Consider the following 22,835-nt stretch of genomic DNA (forward strand, 5'->3'; position numbering starts at 1 on the left):
CTTCAGCATAGCGGAAAAGGGCGGGGGGCAAAATAAAAGGGAGAGCCGAAGCTCTCCCTTGATCAAACAGAAGGAAACTTATTGCGAAGTACCGTCTGTTTTATGTTTCACGTGGCCGCCACCCTCTTTAGTGTCGACTTTTTTATTCATGTCCGGGCATTTGCCGTCTTTGCACATGCTGTTTTTGTGCACCTGGTTGGCTGACATATTGCTTGAGTCAGTGCCTGACGTTGCTGCGCTGTTGGTATTGGTGCTACCGCTGTTAATTTTGCTGTTATCAACATTATTAGGTGGCAGATTTTGTTTTGCACCGCCAGCTGCTGCACCGGCTTCAGCTGAAGCGTTGGCCGCACCATTGTTGTTATCCGCAGCCATTACAGCACCGCTACCCATGGTCATCGCTGCTGTCAGAAAGATCATTGCAAACTTATTCATCATTATGCTCCAGTAATTAATGGATAGTTGCCGTCTAACACCCGCTGGTGTTGAGTGACGAAAATAGCGTGCCGCGATGGAATAAAATCCACCTTATACGCTTCACTTAAAAATTTAATTTTGCAAACACATCATTCCTTAGTGCTTACATTTAAAAAGCTTAGTGCATGGATATATAAATGCAAATTTGAGATGTACATTTTAAGCGCGGTGCGTAATTTACACCCACCGCGTGAAGGGCTAAAGTGGGCGGGTTGCGCCCGACGGACGTTGGGCCAGAAATTTGAATGGAATTGTGTATGGATTACCAGAACGATGATTTACGCATCAGAGAGATCAAAGAGTTACTGCCTCCTGTTGCTTTGCTTGAAAAATTCCCCGCCACCGATAAAGCGGCTGCAACCGTAGCGCAGTCACGTCAGGCGATTCACCGCATTCTTCATGGCGAAGACGATCGTCTGCTGGTGGTGATTGGTCCGTGCTCAATTCACGATACCCAGGCTGCGCAAGAGTATGCGACGCGCCTGCTGGCACTGCGTGATGAGCTGAAAGACGATCTCGAAGTGGTGATGCGCGTTTACTTTGAAAAACCGCGCACCACGGTGGGCTGGAAAGGGCTGATCAACGATCCGTTTATGGATGGCAGCTTCCAGATCAACGACGGCCTGCGCCTGGCGCGCAAGCTGCTGGTGGATATCAACGATATCGGGTTGCCAGCCGCCGGTGAGTTCCTCGATATGATCACGCCACAATATATGGCCGATCTGATGAGCTGGGGCGCGATTGGTGCACGTACCACCGAATCGCAGGTGCATCGCGAACTCTCTTCCGGCCTCTCTTGCCCGGTGGGCTTCAAAAACGGTACCGACGGCACCATCAAAGTGGCGATTGACGCCATCGGTGCGGCCAGCGCGCCACACTGCTTCCTGTCAGTCACCAAATATGGTCACTCGGCGATTGTCGAAACCAGCGGTAACGAAGACTGCCACATCATCCTGCGCGGCGGCAAAGAGCCGAACTACAGCGCCGAACACGTGGCGGCCGTGAAAACCGGTCTGGAGAAAGCAGGCTTGCGTCCGCAAGTGATGATCGACTTCAGCCATGCTAATAGCAGCAAGCAGTTCCAGCGTCAGATGGTGGTTGCCGACGACGTGGCACAGCAAATTGCCGGTGGTGAGCAGGCGATTACTGGCGTGATGATTGAGAGTCATCTGGTGGAAGGTAATCAGAGCCTCGAAAGCGGCAAACCGCTGGTGTACGGCCAGAGCGTGACCGATGCCTGTATCGGCTGGGAAGACACCGAGAAGGCGTTGCGTCAGCTGGCTCAGGCGGTCAAACAGCGCCGCAGCTAAGCCATTCGGCAATAAAAAAGGCCAGACTTGCGTCTGGCCTTTTTGCGTTTCAGCGTTCGTTTACTTCGCTTTACCCTGGTTTGCTACGGCTGCGGCTTTCGCAGCAATCTCATCAGCATCACCCAGATAGTAACGTTTGAGTGGCTTGAAGTTCTCATCGAACTCATACACCAACGGCACGCCAGTTGGGATGTTCAGTTCGAGGATCTCGTCTTCGCTCAGGTTGTCGAGGTATTTAACCAGCGCACGCAGTGAGTTGCCGTGTGCAGCAACGATCACTTTCTCACCGCTCTTAATGCGCGGCAGAATGCTTTCGTTCCAGTAAGGAATCACGCGTTCGATGGTCAGCGCCAGGCTTTCGGTGGTTGGCAGCTGCGCGTCAGTCAGTGAAGCGTAACGCGGATCGTGGCCAGGGAAACGCTCATCAGCGCGATCCAGTTCGGGTGGCGTGATAGCAAAGCCACGACGCCACTGTTTCACTTGCTCGTCACCGTATTTAGCGGCGGTTTCTGCTTTATCCAGACCTTGCAGCGCACCGTAGTGACGCTCGTTCAGACGCCAGGTTTTTTCAACCGGCAGCCAAGCCTGATCCAACTCATCCAGCACGTTCCACAGGGTATGGATAGCGCGCTTCAGCACTGAGGTGTAAGCGAAATCAAACACGAAACCTTCTTTCTTCAGCAGCTGACCGGCTGCTTTGGCTTCAGTGCGACCTTTGTCAGACAGGTCAACGTCGTACCATCCGGTGAAGCGGTTTTCCTGGTTCCACTGGCTTTCGCCGTGTCGCACCAGTACCAGCTTAGTTACGGCCATAGCTTTACTCCTTAATGCTCGATTTACGATTAGTATTGAAACCGGCTGCGGCCACTGAGAAGCGGCTCACTAATAGCGCCATACCATAGCGGAAAACAACGCACGGCGTAAGCCTGTCGGCAGCGCAGTGCGCGTTTTTCATCCGGTGGCTCAGTGCGGCGTGAAGCGATAACGCGTCACGGACTGCCAGCTGTCGCCGGGTTGTAGCCAGCAATTGGGCTGCGGCCACTCTGCATGGTTAGGCGAATCCGGTAAAAATTCGCTCTCCAGAGCGATGCCCTGGAAAGCAGTATAGCTGTCCTGCTCACGGGCGCGTGTTCCCGCCAGATAGTTGCCGGTGTAGAACTGCAGCGCCGGAGCGGCAGTAAACACGCTCAGCTCCAGCTTGCCATCGGCAGACCATAAATGGGCGGCGGGCTGGCTGCTGTCGCCAGCGGTGTTAAGCAAAAAGGCGTGGTCATAGCCTTTCACCGCTTTTTGATCGTCATCGGCAAGGAACTCATCGGCGACGCGCTTCGGCTGGCGGAAATCAAAACTGTTTCCCGCCACCTCTTTCAGCGGCGCGTTAGGAATGCCTTCGCTGTCCACCGGCAGGTAACGATCGGCGTGCAGTTGTAAGCGATGCTGGCGCGCATCACCATGATGCGCATCAAGATTAAAGTAAGCATGGTTGGTGAGATTGACCGGGCAAGGCTTGTCGGTTTGCGCTTCATAGCGAATCGACAAGCAATTATCGTCATCAAGTTGATAGATGACATTGGCGATCACATTGCCGGGATAACCCTGATCGCCATCCGGCGAATCGAGGCGATAGTGCACCTCGCTTTCGCTCTGACTGAGAATCTGCCAGCGACGTTTATCGAAACCTTCCGGCCCGCCGTGCAGCTGATGTGCGCCCTGATTCGCTGCCAGCAGCAGGTTAAGCGGCTTCAGTTCGGCCGAGGCGATGCGGTTCGCGTAGCGGCCAATCGTCGCGCCAAGATAAGCATCCTGATGCAGATAATCGGACGGCGTGGCACAGCCGAGCAGCGCTTCACGCACGCTGTGATCCAACATTGGCACGCGCGCTGACAGCCAGGTCGCGCCCCAATCCATAAAAGTAGCCACCATGCCGTTGCGATTGCGCAGCACAGTGATGCGCCACGGTTGCCCGTCTGGCGCGTGTGAATTCACATCACTTACCATTGGCCTGCTCCCGCGGACGCTTTGCACACGTAGAAGGTCTCTTTGATGCCGGTTTGCGCTTCATACTTCTCGGCGACCACCGCTTTCACCGCATCGACCAGATCGATTGGCATCAGCGCCACGATGCAGCCACCGAAACCGCCGCCGGTCATACGCACGCCGCCGCGCGGGCCGATTTCTGCTTTCACAATCTCAACCAGCTGATCGATTTGCGGTACGGTGATTTCGAAATCGTCACGCATCGAGGCGTGCGATTCGGCCATCAGTTCGCCCATGCGTTTCAGATCGCCCGCGCTTAACGCATCGGCTGCTTCCAGCGTGCGCGCATTTTCGCTAATCACGTGACGCACGCGTTTTGCCACCAACGCATCCAGCTCACCAGCAGAGGCTTCAAACTCTTCCAGCGTCACATCGCGCAGCGCCGGTTTATTGAAGAAGCGTGCGCCAGTTTCACACTGTTCACGACGCGTATTGTATTCGCTGCCCACCAGGCTACGACGGAAGTTGGAGTTGATGATCACCACCGCAACATCTTCCGGCATTGATACTGCGCGCGTGCCGAGCGTACGGCAATCCAGCAGCATGGCGTGATCCGGCTGACCGAGCGCGGAGATCAGCTGATCCATGATGCCGCAGTTGCAGCCGACAAACTGGTTTTCCGCTTCCTGACCGTTCACCGCAATCGCTGCGCCATCGAGGTTTAATGCATACAGCTGCTGGAATACGGTACCGACCGCCACTTCCAGCGACGCCGAAGAACTCAGGCCCGCGCCTTGTGGCACGTTGCCGCTGATCACCATATCGACGCCGCCAAAGCTGGCATCGCGTTTCTGCAGATGTTTCACCACGCCGCGCACGTAGTTGGCCCACATTGGCTCTTTTAGCGGCTCAATCGGCGCATCCAGCGAGAAGCTGTCCTGCTGATTGTCGTAATCGACGGCAATCACGCGCACCTGGCGATCGTCGCGTTTGGCGCAGGCAATCACGGTTTGATAATCGATGGCGCACGGCAGCACAAAGCCATCGTTGTAGTCGGTGTGTTCGCCAATCAGATTGACGCGGCCCGGTGCCTGAATGCTGTGTGTCGCCTGATAGCCGAAAGTGTCAGCGAAAACCTGTTGAGTAATGGATTTTAATGACATTTATTGCGCCTCGCGGAAATGGACATCGCTGACAGAACGCAGACGTTCAGCTGCCTGTTCCGCCGTTAAATCACGTTGGGTTTCGGCCAGCATTTCATAGCCAACCATAAATTTGCGTACCGTGGCTGAACGCAGCAGCGGCGGATAGAAGTGTGCGTGCAGCTGCCAGTGATCGTTGGCTTCGCCGTTGAACGGCGCGCCGTGCCAGCCCATCGAATAGGGGAAAGAGCACTGGAACAGGTTGTCGTAGCGGCTGGTGAGCTGCTTAAGCGCCAGCGCCAGATCGGTGCGCTGCGGCTCGGAGAGATCGGTGATACGTTTCACATGGGCTTTCGGCAGCAGCAAGGTTTCAAACGGCCACGCCGCCCACCACGGCACCACGGCCAGCCAGTGTTCGGTTTCCACCACCGTACGGCTGCCATCGCTCAACTCGCGCGCAGCGTAATCGACCAGCAGCGGCGTGCCTTTCTCGGCAAAATAGTGACGTTGGTTGTCATCTTCTTTCTGCGCTTCGTTCGGCAGGAAGCTGTTGGCCCAAATCTGGCCATGCGGATGCGGGTTGGAGCAGCCCATCGCCGCGCCTTTGTTTTCAAACACCTGCACCCAAGGATAGTGCTGGCCGAGATCGGCAGTCTGTTCCTGCCAGGTCCGCACGATATCTTCCAGCCCGCTCAGCGGCAGTTCCGGCAGCGTTTTGCTGTGATCCGGCGAGAAGCAGATCACCCGGCTGGTACCGCGCGCGCTTTCGCAGCGCATCAACAGATCGTCGCTTTGAGGTGCGTCTGGCGTGTTAGTCATCAGCGCGGCAAAGTCATTGGTGAACACGTAAGTGCTTTTATAGTTGGGGTTTTTGTCACCGGTAATGCGGGTGTTTCCAGCACAAAGGAAGCAGTCAGGATCGTGCGCTGGCAGTTGCTCCAGTGCCGGGGTTTCCTGCGCACCTTGCCACGGGCGCTTAGCGCGATGCGGTGAGACCAGCACCCATTGATCGATCAATGGGTTATAACGGCGATGCGGGTGATCGACCGGGTTAAATTTTTCCATGATGAGTCCTGGTAAACAGCAAACAGATAAAAATGATTTTGATCAAAGTAGCACAAAGACCAGCGTGAAAGCGTGATCCAGTCTGGATAAATGGTATCGTTTACACAAGGTGACGATTCTCATTTTGTGGGGTTGTTGCGTGTGTTTGTTGAATTACCAGGCGATGAAATGGTAACGCTTACATTGCCTTCATACTCCGAACTGCTGCTGCTTGCCGCAGCTCGAATTATTTTGGCAATGGCGCTATGCACGTTAGATGTTTGTAGGATTGCCACTTATGGCAACCGCTAATTAACGCAGCGACTCTTGCAGGAAACCGTAACCCTGTTCCTGGGCGACAAAACTCAGGCGATGGGTGATGCACTGCGGCGCATCTTCGGCGTGGTGGGAGACAAACAGCAGTTGCGTACGGCCTTCGCCAATCAGCACATCAACAAAGCGGCGCACCAACTGGCGGTTAATCGGATCCAGCCCCTGCAACGGTTCATCGAGAATGAGTAGCGTGGGATGTTTCACCAGCGCGCGCGCAATCAGCACCAGCCGCTGCTGGCCCCACGACAAACTATGGAACGGCGCATCCGCCAGCTGATTATCCATACCGAGCAGCGCCAGCCACTGACGCGCCAGCGCTTTTTGCCGATCGGACACCGCCTGATACAGACCAATCGAATCGAAGAAGCCGGAGAGCACCACGGTGCGCACATTACAGCTGACGCGATAATCGAGGTGCAGGCTGCTGCTGACGTAACCGATGTGCTGCTTGATGTCCCAGATGGTTTCACCGCTGCCGCGTCGGATGCCAAACAGCGTCAAATCGTTGCTGTAACCCTGCGGATGATCGCCGGTTACCAAACTGAGCAGGGTGGATTTACCCGCGCCGTTCGGCCCCACAATCTGCCAGTGTTCACCGGGATTAACCTGCCAGTTCAGGCCATCAATCACCGCTTTGTCGTTGTACGACACCACGCCGTTGCGCAGTATCACGCGCGGCGCATCTTCGGCCAGCTGCGGCAGTTGATCGGGTTGATCCGCCTGCGGCAGTGCCATGCCAGCAAGCTTCTCGCTGTGCGCCAGCTGCGCCACCAGCGCTTCGGCCAGAATCGCGCGCCGTTCGCCCACGTGGGTTAACGTGCATTCGGCCAACACGCCGACCTTCTCGACAAAATCGGGAATATCATCAAAGCGATTGAGCACCAGCACTACGCTAAAACCGCTTCGATGCAGATCGTTGAGGGTTTGCGCCAGGCTGGCGCGCGACGCCACATCCAGCCCATCGAAAGGTTCATCAAGGATCAGCAGATCCGGCTGCGCCATTAGCGCCTGACACAACAGCGTTTTGCGCGTCTCGCCGGTGGAGAGATATTTGAACCGGCGATCGAGCAGATAAGTGATGCCAAACTGCTGCGCCAGCGCCTGACAACGCGTCGCATCTTGCACTTCATCCTGAATGATCTGTGCGGCGGTGCGACCGGTATCGTCTTCGCCTTCACTCAGTAGATCGGTGTTATTACGTTCCCACTCATCGCTGACCAGTTTCTGTAACTGCTCCAGCGACAGGCGCGTACGACGCTGAAAATCCTGCTGCACGCTGCCTTTACCGGGCTGCAACTCGCCGGAAAGGGCGCGAGCCAGCGATGACTTGCCGCTGCCGTTGGCGCCGACAAACGCCCAGCTTTCGCCGCTGTTGAGGGTTAAATCGTTAAGGGACAGTGCTCGGGTGTCGCTAAGGTGAAACGTACCTTGCGAAATTTGCAATGAAGCCATAATCTATTCCGTTTTATGCATCGTGTCGTCCAGTTTTAGCCAGCGATGCAGACGAAGTCAAATCATGGCGTGGATTTCAGAGCAGTGTGGCGATGATGGCGTGTTCGGCATTAAAACTGGCGGTGACGCTGGCACCAACCTGCAGATTCTGCTGTTTCACCGCCTCATTGGTGACGGTCGCGCACAGCGTTTCGCCACTCGGCAACGCCATCAATACTTCGCTAAGCTGATCGCCGGGCTCAATTGCGCTGATCTGCGCAGCCAGTTGATTGTCGCTGCTGACGGCGGCGTGACTGACGTGAATCCACGGTGCTTTAATCAGCACCAGCACCTCTTTGCCGCTGTCGAGCTGCAAGCGTTCGGCACTGCGTGCGGTGATCGCCACCTGCAGGCGCGTTACGCCATCGGCGAGCAGCACCTCAATGTGCTGCTGCACCTGCTGATGATCGCTGGCCAGCACCGTACCAAACAGCTGATTGCGCGCGCTGGTTTGCAGCGAGAAACGCGCAATCGCCGCCAGCAAACTGTCGAGCGGCAAGCTGTCGTTTTGCAGCACATCGAAGGCCTTTTGTTGAATCTGCTCCGTCAACTGGAACAGCTGAATCAGCCGCTCGCCATAACGCGTCAGCTGCGCGCCGCCGCCGCCTTTACCGCCGGTGGCGCGATCCACCAGCGTTTTGTCGGCCAGCTGATTCATCTCATTGATCGCATCCCAGGCACTTTTATAACTGATGCCCGCCAGTTTCGCGCCCTGGCTGATGGAGCCGGTTTGCTGCACGCGTTTCAGTAATTCGATGCGACGCGGATCGGCAAACAGCTTTTGCTGAAGACGAATATGGAGAGAAAGTTCTGCCTGCATGTCAGCTCCTTAGGTTAATCCGCTCAGTTTACTGCTTAAAAGTAAAAGCACGAAAAGGGCAGTGCGTTTTTTTCGCTAACCGTTACAATCACTTTTTTATTTTCTGCGTGAGGTTTCCATGCTGGAACTGTTAAAAAGCCTGGCTGTGGCTATCATCATGGTGCCGATTGTGATGGCGATTATGCTCGGTTTGATTTACGGCCTGGGTGAAGTTTTCAACGTCATCTCAAAATTTGGCCGCCGCGACGATCGTCCTGCCAACAGCTCACAACACTAATTTCTCAACGCCCGCTTCCTGCGGGCGTTTTGTTTCTGAACTTCCGTAAAATCCTGCCGATATAAAGCTCATGACGCATTTGCGCGTACGTTGTATTATCAAATATATAACGTAACAAGGAGCAACAAATGCGAACCATCAAGTACCGTTGGGCTGCTGCAACCGTTTTAAGCGTTTCATTGGCCAGTCATGCCGCGGCCGCAGAGAAAATCACCGTGTTTGCAGCGGCATCGCTGACCAATGCGCTGCAGGACATTGCGACGCAGTACCAGAAGAAAAGCGGTGTAGAAGTGGTATCCTCTTTTGCCTCTTCTTCGGTGCTGGCGCGCCAGATTGATCAGGGCGCACCGGCCGATCTGTTCATCTCTGCCGATCAGCAGTGGATGGACGATGTGGTGGCAAAAAACAGCGTAGTGAGCAGCACGCGCTATACGCTGCTTGGCAATGATTTAGTGCTGATTGCACCGAAAAGCGACGCGGCTAAAGCGGTCACCATTGATAGCAAAACCGACTGGAAACGCCTGCTGAAAGGCGAGCGTCTGGCGGTGGGCGATCCGGATCACGTGCCTGCCGGCATTTATGGCAAAGAAGCATTACAAAAACTCGGCGCGTGGGACGCTTTATCCCCGCAGCTGGCGCCAGCCAACAACGTGCGCGCCGCGCTGGCATTGGTTGAGCGTAACGAAACGCCGTACGGCATCGTGTATGGTTCGGACGCGGTGGCCAGTCAAAAAGTGCAGGTCGTAGGACGATTCCCGGAAGATAGCCACAAGCCAGTGGAATATCCGATGGCGATTGTCAAAGAACATCAGAACGCAACGGTGGAAGCCTTCTACAACTATTTGCAGGGGCCGGATGCCGCTGCCGTGTTTAAACAGTATGGATTCACGCCGAAGAAATGATATTGAGCGATCCCGAATGGCAGGCCGTTTTTCTCAGCCTGAAAGTGTCCTGTGTAGCTGTGATATGCAGCTTGCCGTTTGGCATCCTGATGGCCTGGATTCTGGCGCGCTGCCGCTTTCCGGGCAAAACCCTGCTGGATAGTATTGTTCACTTGCCGCTGGTGCTGCCGCCGGTGGTGGTCGGTTATCTGCTGCTGATCGCCTTAGGCCGGCGCGGTTTTATTGGCGAATGGCTGTATGACTGGTTCGGTTTCACCTTTGCCTTTAGCTGGCGCGGCGCGGTGATCGCTTCGGCGGTGATGGCGTTTCCGCTGATGGTGCGTGCAATTCGTCTTGCGCTGGAAGCGGTGGATACCAAACTGGAGCTGGCCGCACGCACGCTGGGTGCCGGGCGCTGGCGCGTATTTTTCACCATCACGCTTCCGCTCACCTTGCCGGGCATTATTGTTGGCACGGTGCTGGCCTTTGCCCGTTCGCTGGGCGAATTTGGTGCCACCATCACGTTTGTTTCCAACATTCCCGGCGAGACGCGCACCATTCCGTCGGCGATGTTTACCCTGATTGAAACGCCGGGCGCGGAAGGCACCGCCGCGCGCCTCTGTGCGGTGGCGATTGCGCTGGCGCTGATGTCGTTAGTGGCATCGGAAATGCTGGCGCGCTGGGGCCGTAAACGGCTGGGAGCGGCATAATGCTCAATCTGCAACTTTCTCAGCAGTTGGGCGAGCACCTGCTCGACGTTAACGTCAATATTCCCGCCAGCGGCATTACCGCCATTTTCGGCGTGTCGGGTGCGGGCAAAACCTCGTTGATTAACGCGATTGGCGGATTAACCCAGCCGCAGAGCGGGCGTATTGAGTTAAACGATCGCCTGCTGTTCGATTCGGCCACGCGCGTGAATTTGCCGCCGGAAAAGCGCCGTATCGGCTATGTGTTTCAGGACGCGCGGCTGTTTCCACATTATCGCGTGCGCGGCAATCTGCAATACGGCATGGCGGCCTCAATGAAGCCGCAGTTCAACGCGCTGGTGGCGCTGCTGGGTTTAGAATCGCTGCTGACGCGTTTTCCTGCGTCGCTTTCGGGCGGTGAAAAACAGCGCGTGGCGATAGGCCGCGCGTTGCTGACGGCGCCCGATATTCTGCTGATGGATGAGCCGCTGGCGTCGCTTGATCTGCCGCGCAAACGTGAGCTGATGCCCTATCTGCAAAAGCTGGCGAAGCAGGTCGATATTCCCATTCTTTACGTATCGCACAGCCTCGATGAAATCCTGCAGTTAGCGGATAACGTGCTGGTGCTGGATGCGGGCCAGGTGAAAGCCTTTGGCCCGCTGGAAAAAGTGTGGAGCAGTTCGGCGATGCGTCCGTGGCTGCCGCTCGCCGAGCGCACCAGCGTGCTGCGCGTGCAGGTGCTGGAGCAGCATCCTGATTACCCAATGACCGCGCTGTCGCTTGGCGATCAGCATATTTGGGTGAGCCGGGTGAATCAGCCGCTGAAAACGCCGCTGCGTATTCGCATCGCCTCAGCCGATGTGTCGCTGGCATTGCAGCCGCCGCATAACACCTCGATCCGCAATATATTGCCGGCGCAGGTGGTTGAACTGCTGGAGATTGACGATCAGGTGGAAGTGAAGCTGCGCATTGGCATCAGCGAACTGTGGGCGCGCATTTCGCCGTGGGCGCGCGATGAGCTGGGCATCCGACCGGATCAGTGGCTGTATGCGCAGATCAAGAGCGTGTCGATAGCAGCGTAAATGGATTCATTGCGCGGTGTGAGAAAAATCCGCGCCATGAATTGCGCCGCTACATCTTACGGTTACAGAACCTCTTGATAGATCACTTCGGCGATGCCCGGCTCCAGATTGGTGCCAATCACCTTTTTGGCGCGCGCTTTGATGGCGTCATCGGCATTGCCCATCGCCACGCCCAACCCCACCTGTTCCAGCATGCTGAGATCGTTGTAGTTGTCGCCAAACGCCAGCACGTCTTGCATGCTAAAGCCCTGACTCTCAACCCACTGCGCCAGACGCTTGCCTTTGCTGTTGCCGCCTTTGGCGATATCCACCTGATCGTGCCACGACCATTCACACGCCAGACCGAGTTCGGCTTCGGTGCGTTCGGCAAACTGCTGTAGCGCGCGCGTGTCGGGATGCGACAGCGCGAATTTCCAGATCGAATCAGCCTCAATCGCCGCCTGCGCCAGGCTTGGCACCTGCAGGAACAGCGGACGCTGCGCTTCCGGCAACGATTGCGCCCAGTTAAGCGTACGCGTCACATGGCCGGTTGGCGTTTGGTACAGCATCGCATCATCGACATACAGCAGACCGTGGATGTTCTCTTCATCCAGCATCTCAATCACACGTGCGGCTCGGCTTTTATCCAGCGGATCGGCGGCCAGCACCTGTTTCGCGGGATAATCATACAAATAGGTACCATTACAGCAAATTGCGGGTGTATCCAGCTTAAGTGCCTGATAAAAAGGGTGGATAGCGCAGTGGTGGCGACCGGTAACGATCAACACTTTCACGCCCGCCTGTTGCGCGCGGGCCAGCGCTTCGATGGATTCAGGCAAGATGGTTTTGTTCGGGGTCAGCAGGGTGCCGTCGAGGTCAAGGGCGATTACGCGGTAGCTCATTACACTTTCCGTCCGGGAGTTGGCAAAGCATTGAGTCTACACCCGGCAGCGGCCCTGAGACAAAAAACAGGGCACAAATGAATCCAGCGCGACAAAATGAAACGCGCTACAGTTATCCCTTTCATCAGGCAGCGAATAAGGAAAACGCATGAAACAAGTCGTGTATACCGCCAGTCCCGAGAGCCAGCAGATTCATGCCTGGCAGTTGCAGGAAGATGGCGCACTGACGTTATTGCAGGTAACAGATGTTGCCGGCCAGGTGCAGCCGATGGTGGTGAGCCCGAAGAAAGATTTTCTCTATGTCGGTGTGCGTCCGAATTTTCGCGTGCTGGCGTTTCGCATTGCGGCCGACGGTACGCTGAGCCTCGCCGGTGAAGCACCGCTGCCGGGTAGCCCAACCCACATCTCCACCGATCGTCAGGGCAATTATCTGTTCTGCGGCTCGTATAACGATGCCTGCGTCAGCATCAGCCCGATTGGCAGCGATGGTTTGCCGCAAGCGCCAGTTCAGGTGATCAGCGGGTTAGACGGTTGCCACTCCGCCAATATCGATCTTAATAACCAAACGCTGTTTGTACCGGCACTGAAGCAGGACCGCATCTGCCTGTATCAGTTGAACGCAGACGGCACTCTGGCTCCGCGTGAACAAGCGCAGGTCACCACCGTTGAAGGTGCCGGTCCGCGTCACATGGCCTTCCATCCGAATGGCGCATATGGCTACGTAGTGAACGAGCTGGATAGCACGGTGGATGTCTGGGCGCTGAACAATGTGCACGGCCAGGTTGAGCGCGTGCAGAGCCTTGATATGATGCCGAAAGATTTCAGCGACACGCGCTGGGCGGCGGACATCCACATCACGCCGGATGGCCGTTTCCTCTATGCCTGCGACCGTACCAGCAGCACCATTACGGTGTTCAGCATCAGTGAAGATGGCTCGGTGCTGGCGATTGAAGGCTACCAGCCAACTGAAACCCAGCCGCGCGGCTTCAATATTGATCACAGCGGTCAATATCTGGTAGCGGCGGGACAGAAATCGCACCACATCGAAGTGTATAAGATTCAGGAACGCGGTCTGCTTAATCCGCTGGCGCGTTACGCGGTAGGACAAGGCCCAATGTGGGTGGTTATCCACCCGTTGGGATAAATAAAATGCCTGCCTGATCAAACAGGCAGGCATATTTTCTAACAGCGCGATTCTGTGCTGTTACGCGTACTTCACCGTAATCGACGCACTGGCCAGCGCATGGAAATGCACATTAAAGCCAACCATCGCGCCGCTCGCGCCCTCATCCACGTCAATTTTATCCGTATCCAGCGCATGCACCGTAAAGATGTAGTGATGGGATTCGCCCTGCGGTGGCGCTGCGCCGCCGTAGCCGGTTTGGCCAAAATCGGTACGCGTCTGAATGGCGCTCTCCGGCAAGTCCGCCACGCCGGAACCGGCACCCTGCGGCAACACGGTAACGTCAGCCGGAATGTTCGCTACCACCCAATGCCACCAGCCGGAACCGGTAGGCGCGTCAGGATCGTAGCAGGTGACAACAAAGCTTTTGGTGCCTGCCGGTACATCATCCCACGCCAGATGCGGTGACAGATTGTCGCCCTGGTAACCCATGCCATTGAAAACGTGTCGCTCTGGCATCTTATCGCCGTCGTTAAAATCCTGGCTAACTACGCGCATGATCGCTCCTTTTATGGTTGTGCAGAACCCTCAATCATGGTGGAAATGCGCCGCAACATCCAGTGCCGCACCGACCGCTTGCGTCAGTTTCGTCAGTTCGGCGGCAGAAATCAGATAAGGTGGCATCAGGTAGATCAAGCGCCCAAACGGACGAATCCACACGCCGCGTTCAACGAAGAAGTGCTGCAGCGCCGCCATGTTCACGGCCTGATGGGTTTCGATCACGCCAATCGCACCCAGCACGCGCGCATCGGCCACTGCATGATGACGGCGCAGCGGCAGCAGCTCGGTGCGCAGCTGCTGTTGGATGCGCGCCACCTGCGTTATCCAGCCGCCTTCATTGATCATCTTCAGACTTTCCACCGCCACCGCGCAGGCCAGCGGATTGCCCATAAAAGTAGGGCCGTGCATAAAGCAGCCCGCTGCGCTGCGGCTAATGGTGTCGGCGACTTCACGCGTGGTCAGCGTGGCGGAGAGCGTCATGGTGCCGCCGGTCAGCGCTTTGCCCAGGCAGAGAATGTCCGGCGTGATACCCGCATGGTCGCAGGCAAATAGCTTGCCGCTGCGGCCAAATCCGGTGGCGATCTCATCGGCAATCAGCAGCAAACCGTAGCGATCGCACAGCTCGCGCACCTGCTGCAGATAGCGCGGATGGTAGAAACGCATCCCGCCAGCGCCTTGCACAATCGGCTCCAGAATCACCGCCGCAATCTCCCGATGGTGGATTTCCACCAGCTGCGCAAAATCGGCGAAATCGGCCTCGTTCCACGCGTCATCGAAAGCGCACTGCGGCGCGTTAGCGAACAGATGTTCCGGCAGATAGCCGCGCCACAGGCTGTGCATCGAATTTTCCGGATCGCACACCGACATCGCGGCAAAGGTATCACCGTGATAGCCGCGCTTCAGCGTGAGGAATTTCTGTCGCGTTTGGTTGCGTCCCAGCCAGTATTGCAGCGCCATTTTCATCGACACTTCGACAGCGATTGAACCCGAATCGGCGAGGAACACGCACTCCAGCGCCTCAGGCGTCATGGCAACCAGCTGGCGGCTCAGTTCCACCGCCGCCGGATGGGTGATGCCGCCAAACATCACATGCGACATCTGCGTCATTTGCTGCTGCAGCGCCTGATTGAGACGCGGATGGTTGTAGCCGTGGATTGCCGCCCACCACGACGACATGCCGTCCACCAGTTCACGTCCGTCGGCCAACTGCAGCTGGCAGCCGTGCGCCGCCACAATCGGATAACAGGGCAGGGGATCGCGCATCGACGTGTAGGGATGCCAGATATGCTGGCGGTCAAAGTTGAGGTCGTCCTGAGTGAACATGTGAGTTGTAAACCATTTTAAAAAGATTTAGTTTACAAGTATAACCACGTTAATCGTCGGGATGAACCCCCTTTTTCTGGAGTAAGCAATGGCAAACCGCTGGACACTGACACAAGCTCAGGCACTTTTCGATAAACCTTTCCTTGAGTTGATGTTTGAAGCGCAGCAAGTGCATCGTCAACACTTCGATCCACGCCAGGTGCAGGTCAGCACGCTGCTATCAATCAAAACCGGCGCCTGTCCGGAAGACTGTAAATACTGTCCGCAGAGCGCGCGCTACAAAACCGGGCTGGAATCGGAACGTCTGATGGAAGTGGACGCGGTGCTGGAGTCGGCGCGCAAAGCCAAAGCGGCGGGATCGAGCCGTTTCTGTATGGGCGCCGCGTGGAAAAACCCGCACGAGCGCGACATGCCTTACCTTCAGCAGATGGTGCAAGGCGTGAAAGCGATGGGCATGGAAACCTGCATGACGCTTGGCACGCTGGATGGCGACCAGGCGCAGCGCCTCGCCGAAGCGGGACTGGATTTCTACAACCACAACCTCGACACCTCGCCAGAGTTTTACGGCAACATCATCACCACGCGCAGCTATCAGGAACGTCTGGATACGCTGGATAAAGTGCGCGGCGCGGGCATCAAGGTGTGTTCCGGCGGCATTGTGGGTCTGGGTGAAACGGTGAAAGATCGTGCGGGCTTGCTGGTGCAGCTGGCGAATCTGCCGACGCCGCCCGAAAGCGTACCGATCAACATGTTGGTGAAGGTCAAAGGCACGCCGCTGGCCGATAACGACGATGTTGAACCCTTCGACTTTATTCGCACCATCGCGGTGGCGCGCATCATGATGCCCTCGTCGCATGTGCGTCTTTCTGCCGGACGCGAGCAGATGAGCGAGCAAACGCAGGCGATGTGCTTTATGGCCGGCGCTAACTCCATCTTCTACGGCTGCAAACTGCTTACCACGCCAAATCCGGAAGAGGACAAGGATCTGATTCTGTTCCGCAAACTGGGCCTGAATCCGGAGCACACCGCGACAACGGCGGGTGACAATGAGCAGCAGCATCAGCTCAGCGAGCAGCTGCTGCACGCGGATACCGAGCAGTTCTACAACGCGGCGGTGTAAATGGGCTGGTCACAACGTATCGACGAGGCGCTGACGGCGCGGCGTGCCGCGGATGGCTGGCGTTTACGGCGTCGCGTTGAGCACAACAGCGTGCGGGAAATTACGCTGGAGGGTCAGCGTTACCGTCACTTCTCCAGCAACGACTATCTTGGCTTGAGCCAGCATCCGGCGGTGATTGCCGCGTGGCAGCAGGGCGCGGCCGAGACGGGTGCCGGCGCGGGCGCATCCGGGCATGTGACCGGCTACAGCCGCCACCATGCGCAGCTGGAAGAAGAGCTGGCTGACTGGCTGGGCTATTCGCGCGCGCTGCTGTTCATTTCGGGGTTTGCCGCCAACCAGGCGGTGATCCATCTGCTGGCGGAAAAGCAGGATCGCATCTTTGCCGATAAGCTGGCGCACGCTTCACTGCTGGATGCCGCCAGCCACAGCCCGGCGAGCCTGCGCCGTTTTGCCCACAATCAGCCGGAAAGCCTGGCGAAGCTGCTGGCAACGCAGTCGGAAGGCGGCACGCTGGTGGTGACCGAAGGCGTGTTCAGCATGGACGGCGACAGCGCTCCGCTAACACAGATCGCTGCAGAGACGCGGCGCGGCAACGGCTGGCTGCTGGTGGATGATGCGCACGGTATCGGCGTGACTGGCGCGCAAGGGCGCGGCAGCTGCTGGCAGCAGCAGGTCAAACCGGAACTGCTGATCGTCACCTTCGGCAAAGGGTTTGGCGTCAGCGGCGCGGCGCTGCTGTGCGATGACGCCACCGCTGATTACGTCGAGCAGTTTTCCCGCCATCTGATCTACTCCACCGCGATGCCACCGGCGCAGTGCTATGCGCTGCTGGCGGCATTGCGGCAGATTCAACAAGGTGATGCGCTGCGCGAAAAACTGCACAGCCACATTGCGCGTTTCCGCGCCGCTGCGGCGGATTTGCCGTGGCAGCTGGTCGATTCTGCGAGCGCCATCCAGCCGCTGATTGTTGGCGAAAACAGCGCGGCTATGGCGTTATCGCAGCGGCTGGCGCAGGCCGGCTATTGGGTCAGTGCGATTCGGCCACCAACCGTGCCGCCGGGCACCGCTCGGCTACGCATCACGCTTACCGCTGCACATCACACCGATGACATTGATCGTCTGCTGGAGGCGCTGTATGACGCTGCAGGTTAACAAACAGGCCGTGGCGCAGGCATTTGGTCGTGCGGCTGCGCATTACGAGCAGCACGCGCAGTTACAGCGGCTGAGCGGCGATGCGCTGCTGGCGCTGGCGCCCGCTGGGTTTGGTCCGCATCTGCTGGATGCCGGGTGCGGTACCGGCTGGTATAGCCGCTACTGGCGCGATCGCGGGCGTACGCTGACGGCGCTCGATCTGTCGCCCAACATGCTGCAAACCGCGCGCGATCAGCAATCGGCGCAGCACTATCTGTTGGGCGATATCGATGCGGTGCCGCTGCCGGACGCCAGTGTTGACGGCGTGTGGAGCAATCTGGCGGTGCAGTGGAGCAGCGACTTGCATACTGCGCTGCTGCAGTTTTTGCGCGTCACGCGGCCGGGCGGCACGGTGCTGTTTTCCACGCTGCTCGACGGTTCGCTGCACGAAGTGCATCACGCGTGGGCACAGCTGGATGGTCGCCGACACGCCAACCGTTTCCTCAGCGCTGCCCAGTTTCATGCGGCCACCGCGACGCTGCCGATCGCCGTGCAGCAGCAGGTTATCACGCTGCATTTTCCCAGTGCGCTCAGCGCTATGCGATCGCTGAAAGGCATTGGGGCCACGCACCTGCACGATGGTCGCGGCGCCAGCGTGCTGACGCGTTCCCAACTGGCACAGCTTGAGCAACGCTGGCCGCAGGACGAGTCCGGTTATCGCCTGAGTTATCACCTGATGTATGGAGTTTTAAGCAAATGACACGCTGGTTTATTACCGGAACCGATACCGAAGTGGGCAAAACCGTGGCCAGCGGCGCGCTGCTGCAGGCGGCAAGCGCCGCCGGTTTACGCACCGCAGGCTATAAGCCGGTGGCATCCGGCTGCGAAATCACGCCGCAAGGCATTCGCAACAGCGACGCGCTGGCGTTGCAGCGCTACAGCACCTTGTCGTTAAGCTACGAGCAGGTGAACCCGCTGGCGTTTGTCGAGCCGACCTCGCCGCATATCATTAGCGCGGAAGAGGGCAGGCCGATTAGCTTTACCACGCTGTCAGCGGGCTTGCGCGCGCTGGAGCAGCAGGCAGAATGGGTGTTAGTCGAAGGCGCAGGCGGGTGGTTTACGCCGCTGTCGGAGACGCAAACTTACGCCGATTGGGTGGAAGCCGAGCAGCTGCCGGTGATTCTGGTGGTGGGTGTGAAGTTAGGCTGCATCAATCATGCCATGCTCACCGCCGAAGCGATTAAAGCGCGCGGATTACGCCTTGCGGGCTGGATTGCCAATGATATTCAGCCGCCCGGCAAACGTCATCAGGAGTATATGGATACGCTGCGTCAGCGCATTGATGCGCCGTTCCTCGGTGAGATTCCGCACCTACGCGACCAGGCGCAGCAGGCCGAGTGCGGGCGTTATTTGACGTTGCCGCAATAAATAACCCGGGTCGCCATTACGGCGACCTGGCTAAATCTTCACCTTGCGGTCAGCCACTTATTCACCGTCAAATCATCCAGCTGCGCCACTTTGCCGTGCGCCACATTGCGTCCGCGATGCAGCAGCAGGAAATAATCGGCGACGCGGCGGACAAACGAGACGTGCTGCTCAAGCAGCAGAATGGTTAAACCATACTCACGGTTTAACCGACGAATCAGATTGCCCATCTCCTCTTCCAGCCACGGCGACATCCCTTCTGTCGGCTCATCCAAAATCACCAGCTTGGGTTGCAGCACCAGCGCACGCGCCAGGGCCAAATGTTGCTGCTGTTCCATTGGCAACTCGCCGCTGCGCTGATGGCGCAATGAATAAAGTGCCGGGAACAGGTCAAACACCATTTCCGGAATGGCACGGCTACGATCGTCCTGTGCCGCCATCAGGGCGATCAGCAGGTTATCCTCCACGCTCATTTGCGAGAAAATATGCCGTCCTTGCGGCACATAACCAATGCCGGTGCGCGCGCGCAGTTCGGCCGGTTGCAACAGTAAATCTTCCGGCGGCGCGCCATCTTCCTGCCAGGTCATTGAGCCACTGTTAATTGGCAGGCGGCCCATAATGCAGTTCACCAACGTGGTTTTGCCCATGCCGGGACTGCCCAGCACGCCGGTACAGGTGCCCGGCGGCAGATCGAGATCGACATCCCACAGAATGTGATTTTGACCGTAAAACTGATTCACCGAACGTAAACTCAGCATCTGACATACTCCTTCCAGATTATTAGCCTGAATGCTCCCGCTCTGTGTCGTCTGGCATACAGTCGTGCACGATTGATGGACACCGCTGTCGTCGGCAAGCGCCGATATGGACTCGTCACTCCATAGTGCTAATACTGCAATTCCCAGGCCAGGTTGGGAATTCAGGCGCAACTGCGGCGGAAACCTGACAAATCAGCGGCTAAAAGTTGAGAGAAGCTTAACAATTGCCAGCGGTGATAAACCGACTGCACTTTGACGGTGCTGACTGCTTAACGTTTCTGGTGCATTTGATCGTTCGTAAGGCAATAACCGGAGAAATAAATGGCCTTAACGCCTGACTTTTCGCCGGGCACGGGAAGGTAAAGCCGGAAAAAGGGGGGTAATGCGACACGCACGGCGGGAAAAATAAATGCGAAAAATTTTTTTTTCACGCTTAAGAATGGGCGGGAGAAAATTATACACAGCTGATGGGCTCGGGGCTGGATTCACTTATCCACCATTACTGTGGATAACCTTGTGCATTAGCGACTGAAAACCGTGTGGAAGCGAGTAAATTCGCGGCCTTCCTACATTATGATGAGAAACTGGGCTTTTGAGTCAAAGTGAATTAAAACAGCAGGTTAGTTAAAATCAAGCATGCGAATTATCTGCCTTGTCATCGGACTGCAATTTAATGACACTCTATTGACAAATGTTAAAAGCATCCTCCGTCTGGGGATAACATTGCGCAACAACAACTTGCCGCCTGCCGCTTAAATTGCACTGAAGAGAATCGCCGTCAGGTGCCATTATCGTGCAAGGTTACTGTGATTATGTCCAGTATTTTTTTCTGGCAAATTCGCCATAGCAGAGTAGAATTAGCAGCCTGCCCGCCGACTTCATCTGCTGGAACCGCTAAAACATGAGCAAAGTCTTTAAACTCAACTCCGCTTTCAAGCCTTCAGGGGATCAACCTGAGGCGATTCGCCGTCTCGAAGAGGGACTGGAAGATGGACTCGCGCATCAAACGCTGTTGGGCGTGACCGGCTCAGGTAAAACCTTTACCGTGGCGAATGTGATTGCCGACCTCAACCGCCCGACGATGGTGCTGGCGCCAAATAAAACCCTGGCGGCGCAGCTCTACGGGGAGATGAAGGAGTTCTTCCCGGATAACGCGGTGGAGTTTTTCGTCTCATATTACGATTACTATCAGCCTGAAGCCTATGTGCCGAGTTCTGACACCTTTATCGAGAAAGATGCCTCGGTGAATGAGCACATTGAGCAGATGCGTCTGTCGGCGACCAAAGCGCTGCTGGAGCGCCGTGATGTCATCGTCGTGGCCTCGGTTTCGGCGATCTACGGTTTGGGCGATCCCGATCTCTACCTGAAAATGATGCTGCATCTGACGCGCGGCATGATTATCGATCAGCGCAGCATTCTGCGTCGTCTGGCGGAGCTGCAATACACTCGCAACGATCAGGCCTTCCAGCGCGGCACCTTCCGCGTGCGCGGCGAAGTGATCGATGTGTTCCCGGCGGAATCGGACGATATTGCGCTGCGTATTGAGCTGTTTGATGAAGAAGTTGAGCGGCTGTCGCTGTTTGATCCGCTCACCGGCCAGATTGATTCGGTGATCCCGCGCTTTACCGTCTATCCGAAAACGCACTATGTGACGCCGCGTGAGCGCATTCTTAAGGCGATGGAAGAGATCAAAGATGAGCTGGTGGTGCGCCGCAAAGTGCTGCTGGAGAACAATAAGCTGCTGGAAGAGCAGCGTATTTCCCAGCGTACGCAGTTCGATCTCGAGATGATGAACGAGTTGGGTTACTGCTCCGGCATCGAAAACTACTCGCGCTATCTCTCCGGGCGCGGACCGGGCGAGCCGCCGCCGACCTTGTTCGACTATTTACCGGCGGATGGCTTGCTGGTGGTCGACGAATCGCACGTCACCATTCCGCAGATTGGCGGCATGTATCGTGGTGACCGCGCGCGTAAAGAGACGCTGGTGGAGTACGGTTTCCGCCTGCCGTCGGCGCTGGATAACCGTCCGATGAAGTTTGAAGAGTTTGAAGCAGCCGCTCCGCAAACCATTTACGTGTCGGCCACACCGGGCAATTACGAGCTGGAAAAATCGGGTGGCGAAGTGATCGATCAGCTGGTGCGTCCAACCGGCCTGCTGGATCCGATTCTGGAAGTACGGCCGGTGGCGACGCAGGTCGACGATTTGCTGTCGGAAATCCGCAAGCGTGTTGAGATTAACGAGCGCGTGCTGGTGACTGTGCTGACCAAGCGTATGGCGGAAGATCTTACCGAATACCTGGTGGAGCACGGCGAGAAGGTGCGCTATCTGCACTCGGATATCGATACTGTGGAACGTATGGAAATCATCCGCGATTTACGTCTTGGCGAATTTGATGTGCTGGTTGGCATCAACTTGCTGCGAGAAGGTCTGGATATGCCGGAAGTGTCGCTGGTGGCGATTCTCGATGCTGATAAAGAGGGCTTCCTGCGTTCGGAGCGTTCGCTGATACAGACCATTGGTCGCGCCGCGCGTAACATCAATGGCCGGGCGATTCTCTACGCCGATAAAATCACGCCGTCGATGGAGCGCGCGATGGGCGAAACCGAGCGTCGTCGTGAGAAGCAGCAAAAATACAACGAAGAGAATGGCATTACGCCGCAAGGGCTCAACAAGAAAATCACCGATATTCTTGAGCTCGGCAAAAACGTAGTGAAAACGCGTGGTAAAGGCAAAACCGCCTCACGTACCGCAGCAGAAGCGGAAGCCAACTATATGGCGCTTACGCCGCAGGCGATGCAGAAGAAGATTCACGAGCTGGAAGGGCAGATGCAGCAGCACGCGCAGAATCTGGAGTTTGAAGAGGCTGCCAGCGTGCGCGATCAGTTGCATCAATTGCGCGAGCTGTTTATTGCGGCTTCGTGATCGTGGTATCCAGGTCGCCATGAATGACGACCCTACAGGAATTCAGCGTGGTTTTCGTAGGGTGCGCATT

Annotated in this window: 23 protein-coding genes; 12 read left to right on the plus strand and 11 right to left on the minus strand. The window is 56.8% G+C overall.

The window, feature by feature from the left end; translation table 11 throughout:
• Window positions 1-78: 78 nt before the first annotated feature.
• On the minus strand, window positions 79-435 hold the full coding sequence (locus tag ACYAC5_RS06045; RefSeq protein WP_192236776.1) for a YbgS-like family protein: 357 nt from the start codon (window positions 433-435) through the stop codon (window positions 79-81).
• Window positions 436-734: 299 nt separating this feature from the next.
• Here ACYAC5_RS06045 and aroG point away from each other — a divergent pair, with 299 nt between their 5' ends.
• Window positions 735-1,787 carry a 3-deoxy-7-phosphoheptulonate synthase AroG gene (gene aroG, locus ACYAC5_RS06050; protein ID WP_110865751.1) on the plus strand — a complete coding sequence of 351 codons (1,053 nt, stop codon included), beginning with the start codon at window positions 735-737 and terminating at the stop codon, window positions 1,785-1,787.
• A gap of 60 nt (window positions 1,788-1,847) precedes the next feature.
• Here aroG and gpmA read toward each other — a convergent pair whose 3' ends face one another.
• The 4 genes from gpmA to galT all read right to left on the minus strand — a co-directional run bounded on the left by gpmA (window position 1,848) and on the right by galT (window position 5,971).
• Window positions 1,848-2,600: a 2,3-diphosphoglycerate-dependent phosphoglycerate mutase gene (gene gpmA, locus ACYAC5_RS06055; RefSeq protein WP_008109047.1), complete on the minus strand. Its 753-nt coding sequence runs from the start codon at window positions 2,598-2,600 to the stop codon at window positions 1,848-1,850.
• 150 nt (window positions 2,601-2,750) lie between these two features.
• Window positions 2,751-3,785, minus strand: coding sequence for a galactose-1-epimerase (gene galM, locus ACYAC5_RS06060; protein ID WP_462062583.1), 1,035 nt, complete (start codon window positions 3,783-3,785; stop codon window positions 2,751-2,753).
• On the minus strand, window positions 3,779-4,927 hold the full coding sequence (galK, locus tag ACYAC5_RS06065; protein ID WP_462062584.1) for a galactokinase: 1,149 nt from the start codon (window positions 4,925-4,927) through the stop codon (window positions 3,779-3,781). Before galK ends, galM begins: the two co-directional genes overlap by 7 nt.
• A complete protein-coding gene (galT, locus tag ACYAC5_RS06070; RefSeq protein ID WP_222233149.1) occupies window positions 4,928-5,971 on the minus strand; it encodes a galactose-1-phosphate uridylyltransferase in 1,044 nt (347 codons plus the stop codon).
• Window positions 5,972-6,061: 90 nt separating this feature from the next.
• Between galT and ACYAC5_RS06075 the strand changes: the two genes are divergently transcribed.
• Window positions 6,062-6,262, plus strand: coding sequence for a hypothetical protein (locus tag ACYAC5_RS06075; RefSeq protein WP_309835468.1), 201 nt, complete (start codon window positions 6,062-6,064; stop codon window positions 6,260-6,262).
• Here ACYAC5_RS06075 and modF read toward each other — a convergent pair whose 3' ends face one another.
• A complete protein-coding gene (gene modF, locus ACYAC5_RS06080) occupies window positions 6,263-7,735 on the minus strand; it encodes a molybdate ABC transporter ATP-binding protein ModF (RefSeq protein WP_312464875.1) in 1,473 nt (490 codons plus the stop codon).
• 76 nt (window positions 7,736-7,811) lie between these two features.
• Window positions 7,812-8,594 (minus strand): molybdenum-dependent transcriptional regulator, encoded by a 783-nt coding sequence (gene modE, locus ACYAC5_RS06085; RefSeq protein WP_462062586.1) that lies wholly within the window; start codon window positions 8,592-8,594, stop codon window positions 7,812-7,814.
• 118 nt (window positions 8,595-8,712) lie between these two features.
• On the opposite strand from modE, the gene ACYAC5_RS06090 reads away from it, so the two are divergent.
• The 4 genes from ACYAC5_RS06090 (at window position 8,713) to modC (ending at window position 11,520) form a co-directional block, all read left to right on the plus strand.
• A complete protein-coding gene (locus tag ACYAC5_RS06090; protein WP_007890616.1) occupies window positions 8,713-8,871 on the plus strand; it encodes an AcrZ family multidrug efflux pump-associated protein in 159 nt (52 codons plus the stop codon).
• 128 nt (window positions 8,872-8,999) lie between these two features.
• Entirely contained in the window at window positions 9,000-9,773 is a 774-nt protein-coding gene (modA, locus tag ACYAC5_RS06095) for a molybdate ABC transporter substrate-binding protein (protein ID WP_312464877.1), read from the plus strand.
• Window positions 9,770-10,462 carry a molybdate ABC transporter permease subunit gene (modB, locus tag ACYAC5_RS06100; protein ID WP_192236612.1) on the plus strand — a complete coding sequence of 231 codons (693 nt, stop codon included), beginning with the start codon at window positions 9,770-9,772 and terminating at the stop codon, window positions 10,460-10,462. The genes modA and modB overlap by 4 nt, the downstream gene beginning before the upstream one ends.
• Window positions 10,462-11,520: a molybdenum ABC transporter ATP-binding protein ModC gene (modC, locus tag ACYAC5_RS06105; RefSeq protein ID WP_280172594.1), complete on the plus strand. Its 1,059-nt coding sequence runs from the start codon at window positions 10,462-10,464 to the stop codon at window positions 11,518-11,520. The genes modB and modC overlap by 1 nt, the downstream gene beginning before the upstream one ends.
• Before the next feature lie 62 nt (window positions 11,521-11,582).
• Here modC and ACYAC5_RS06110 read toward each other — a convergent pair whose 3' ends face one another.
• Window positions 11,583-12,401, minus strand: a complete 819-nt coding sequence (locus ACYAC5_RS06110) for a pyridoxal phosphatase (protein ID WP_222181662.1) — start codon at window positions 12,399-12,401, stop codon at window positions 11,583-11,585.
• Window positions 12,402-12,549: 148 nt separating this feature from the next.
• On the opposite strand from ACYAC5_RS06110, the gene pgl reads away from it, so the two are divergent.
• Window positions 12,550-13,545 (plus strand): 6-phosphogluconolactonase, encoded by a 996-nt coding sequence (pgl, locus tag ACYAC5_RS06115; RefSeq protein ID WP_137385402.1) that lies wholly within the window; start codon window positions 12,550-12,552, stop codon window positions 13,543-13,545.
• Between the two features lie 60 nt (window positions 13,546-13,605).
• Here pgl and ACYAC5_RS06120 read toward each other — a convergent pair whose 3' ends face one another.
• On the minus strand, window positions 13,606-14,082 hold the full coding sequence (locus ACYAC5_RS06120; RefSeq protein ID WP_280172596.1) for a kinase inhibitor: 477 nt from the start codon (window positions 14,080-14,082) through the stop codon (window positions 13,606-13,608).
• Between the two features lie 30 nt (window positions 14,083-14,112).
• On the minus strand, window positions 14,113-15,408 hold the full coding sequence (gene bioA / locus ACYAC5_RS06125) for an adenosylmethionine--8-amino-7-oxononanoate transaminase (protein WP_462062588.1): 1,296 nt from the start codon (window positions 15,406-15,408) through the stop codon (window positions 14,113-14,115).
• 88 nt (window positions 15,409-15,496) lie between these two features.
• Between bioA and bioB the strand changes: the two genes are divergently transcribed.
• From bioB to bioD, 4 genes are read left to right on the plus strand one after another with little or no spacing between them, the layout of a single operon-like run.
• A complete protein-coding gene (bioB, locus tag ACYAC5_RS06130; RefSeq protein ID WP_192236606.1) occupies window positions 15,497-16,528 on the plus strand; it encodes a biotin synthase BioB in 1,032 nt (343 codons plus the stop codon).
• On the plus strand, window positions 16,529-17,680 hold the full coding sequence (bioF, locus tag ACYAC5_RS06135) for an 8-amino-7-oxononanoate synthase (protein ID WP_462062589.1): 1,152 nt from the start codon (window positions 16,529-16,531) through the stop codon (window positions 17,678-17,680).
• A complete protein-coding gene (gene bioC / locus ACYAC5_RS06140; RefSeq protein ID WP_462062590.1) occupies window positions 17,664-18,419 on the plus strand; it encodes a malonyl-ACP O-methyltransferase BioC in 756 nt (251 codons plus the stop codon). The genes bioF and bioC overlap by 17 nt, the downstream gene beginning before the upstream one ends.
• Window positions 18,416-19,087, plus strand: a complete 672-nt coding sequence (bioD, locus tag ACYAC5_RS06145; protein WP_462062591.1) for a dethiobiotin synthase — start codon at window positions 18,416-18,418, stop codon at window positions 19,085-19,087. The genes bioC and bioD overlap by 4 nt, the downstream gene beginning before the upstream one ends.
• A 38-nt stretch (window positions 19,088-19,125) precedes the next feature.
• On the opposite strand, the gene ACYAC5_RS06150 is transcribed toward bioD, so the two are convergent.
• Entirely contained in the window at window positions 19,126-19,842 is a 717-nt protein-coding gene (locus tag ACYAC5_RS06150; protein WP_110865765.1) for an ABC transporter ATP-binding protein, read from the minus strand.
• A 901-nt stretch (window positions 19,843-20,743) separates the two neighbouring features.
• Between ACYAC5_RS06150 and uvrB the strand changes: the two genes are divergently transcribed.
• Window positions 20,744-22,765, plus strand: coding sequence for an excinuclease ABC subunit UvrB (gene uvrB, locus ACYAC5_RS06155; protein WP_192236602.1), 2,022 nt, complete (start codon window positions 20,744-20,746; stop codon window positions 22,763-22,765).
• Window positions 22,766-22,835 lie beyond the last annotated feature (70 nt).

Source organism: Pantoea sp. y20 (genome assembly GCF_054903455.1).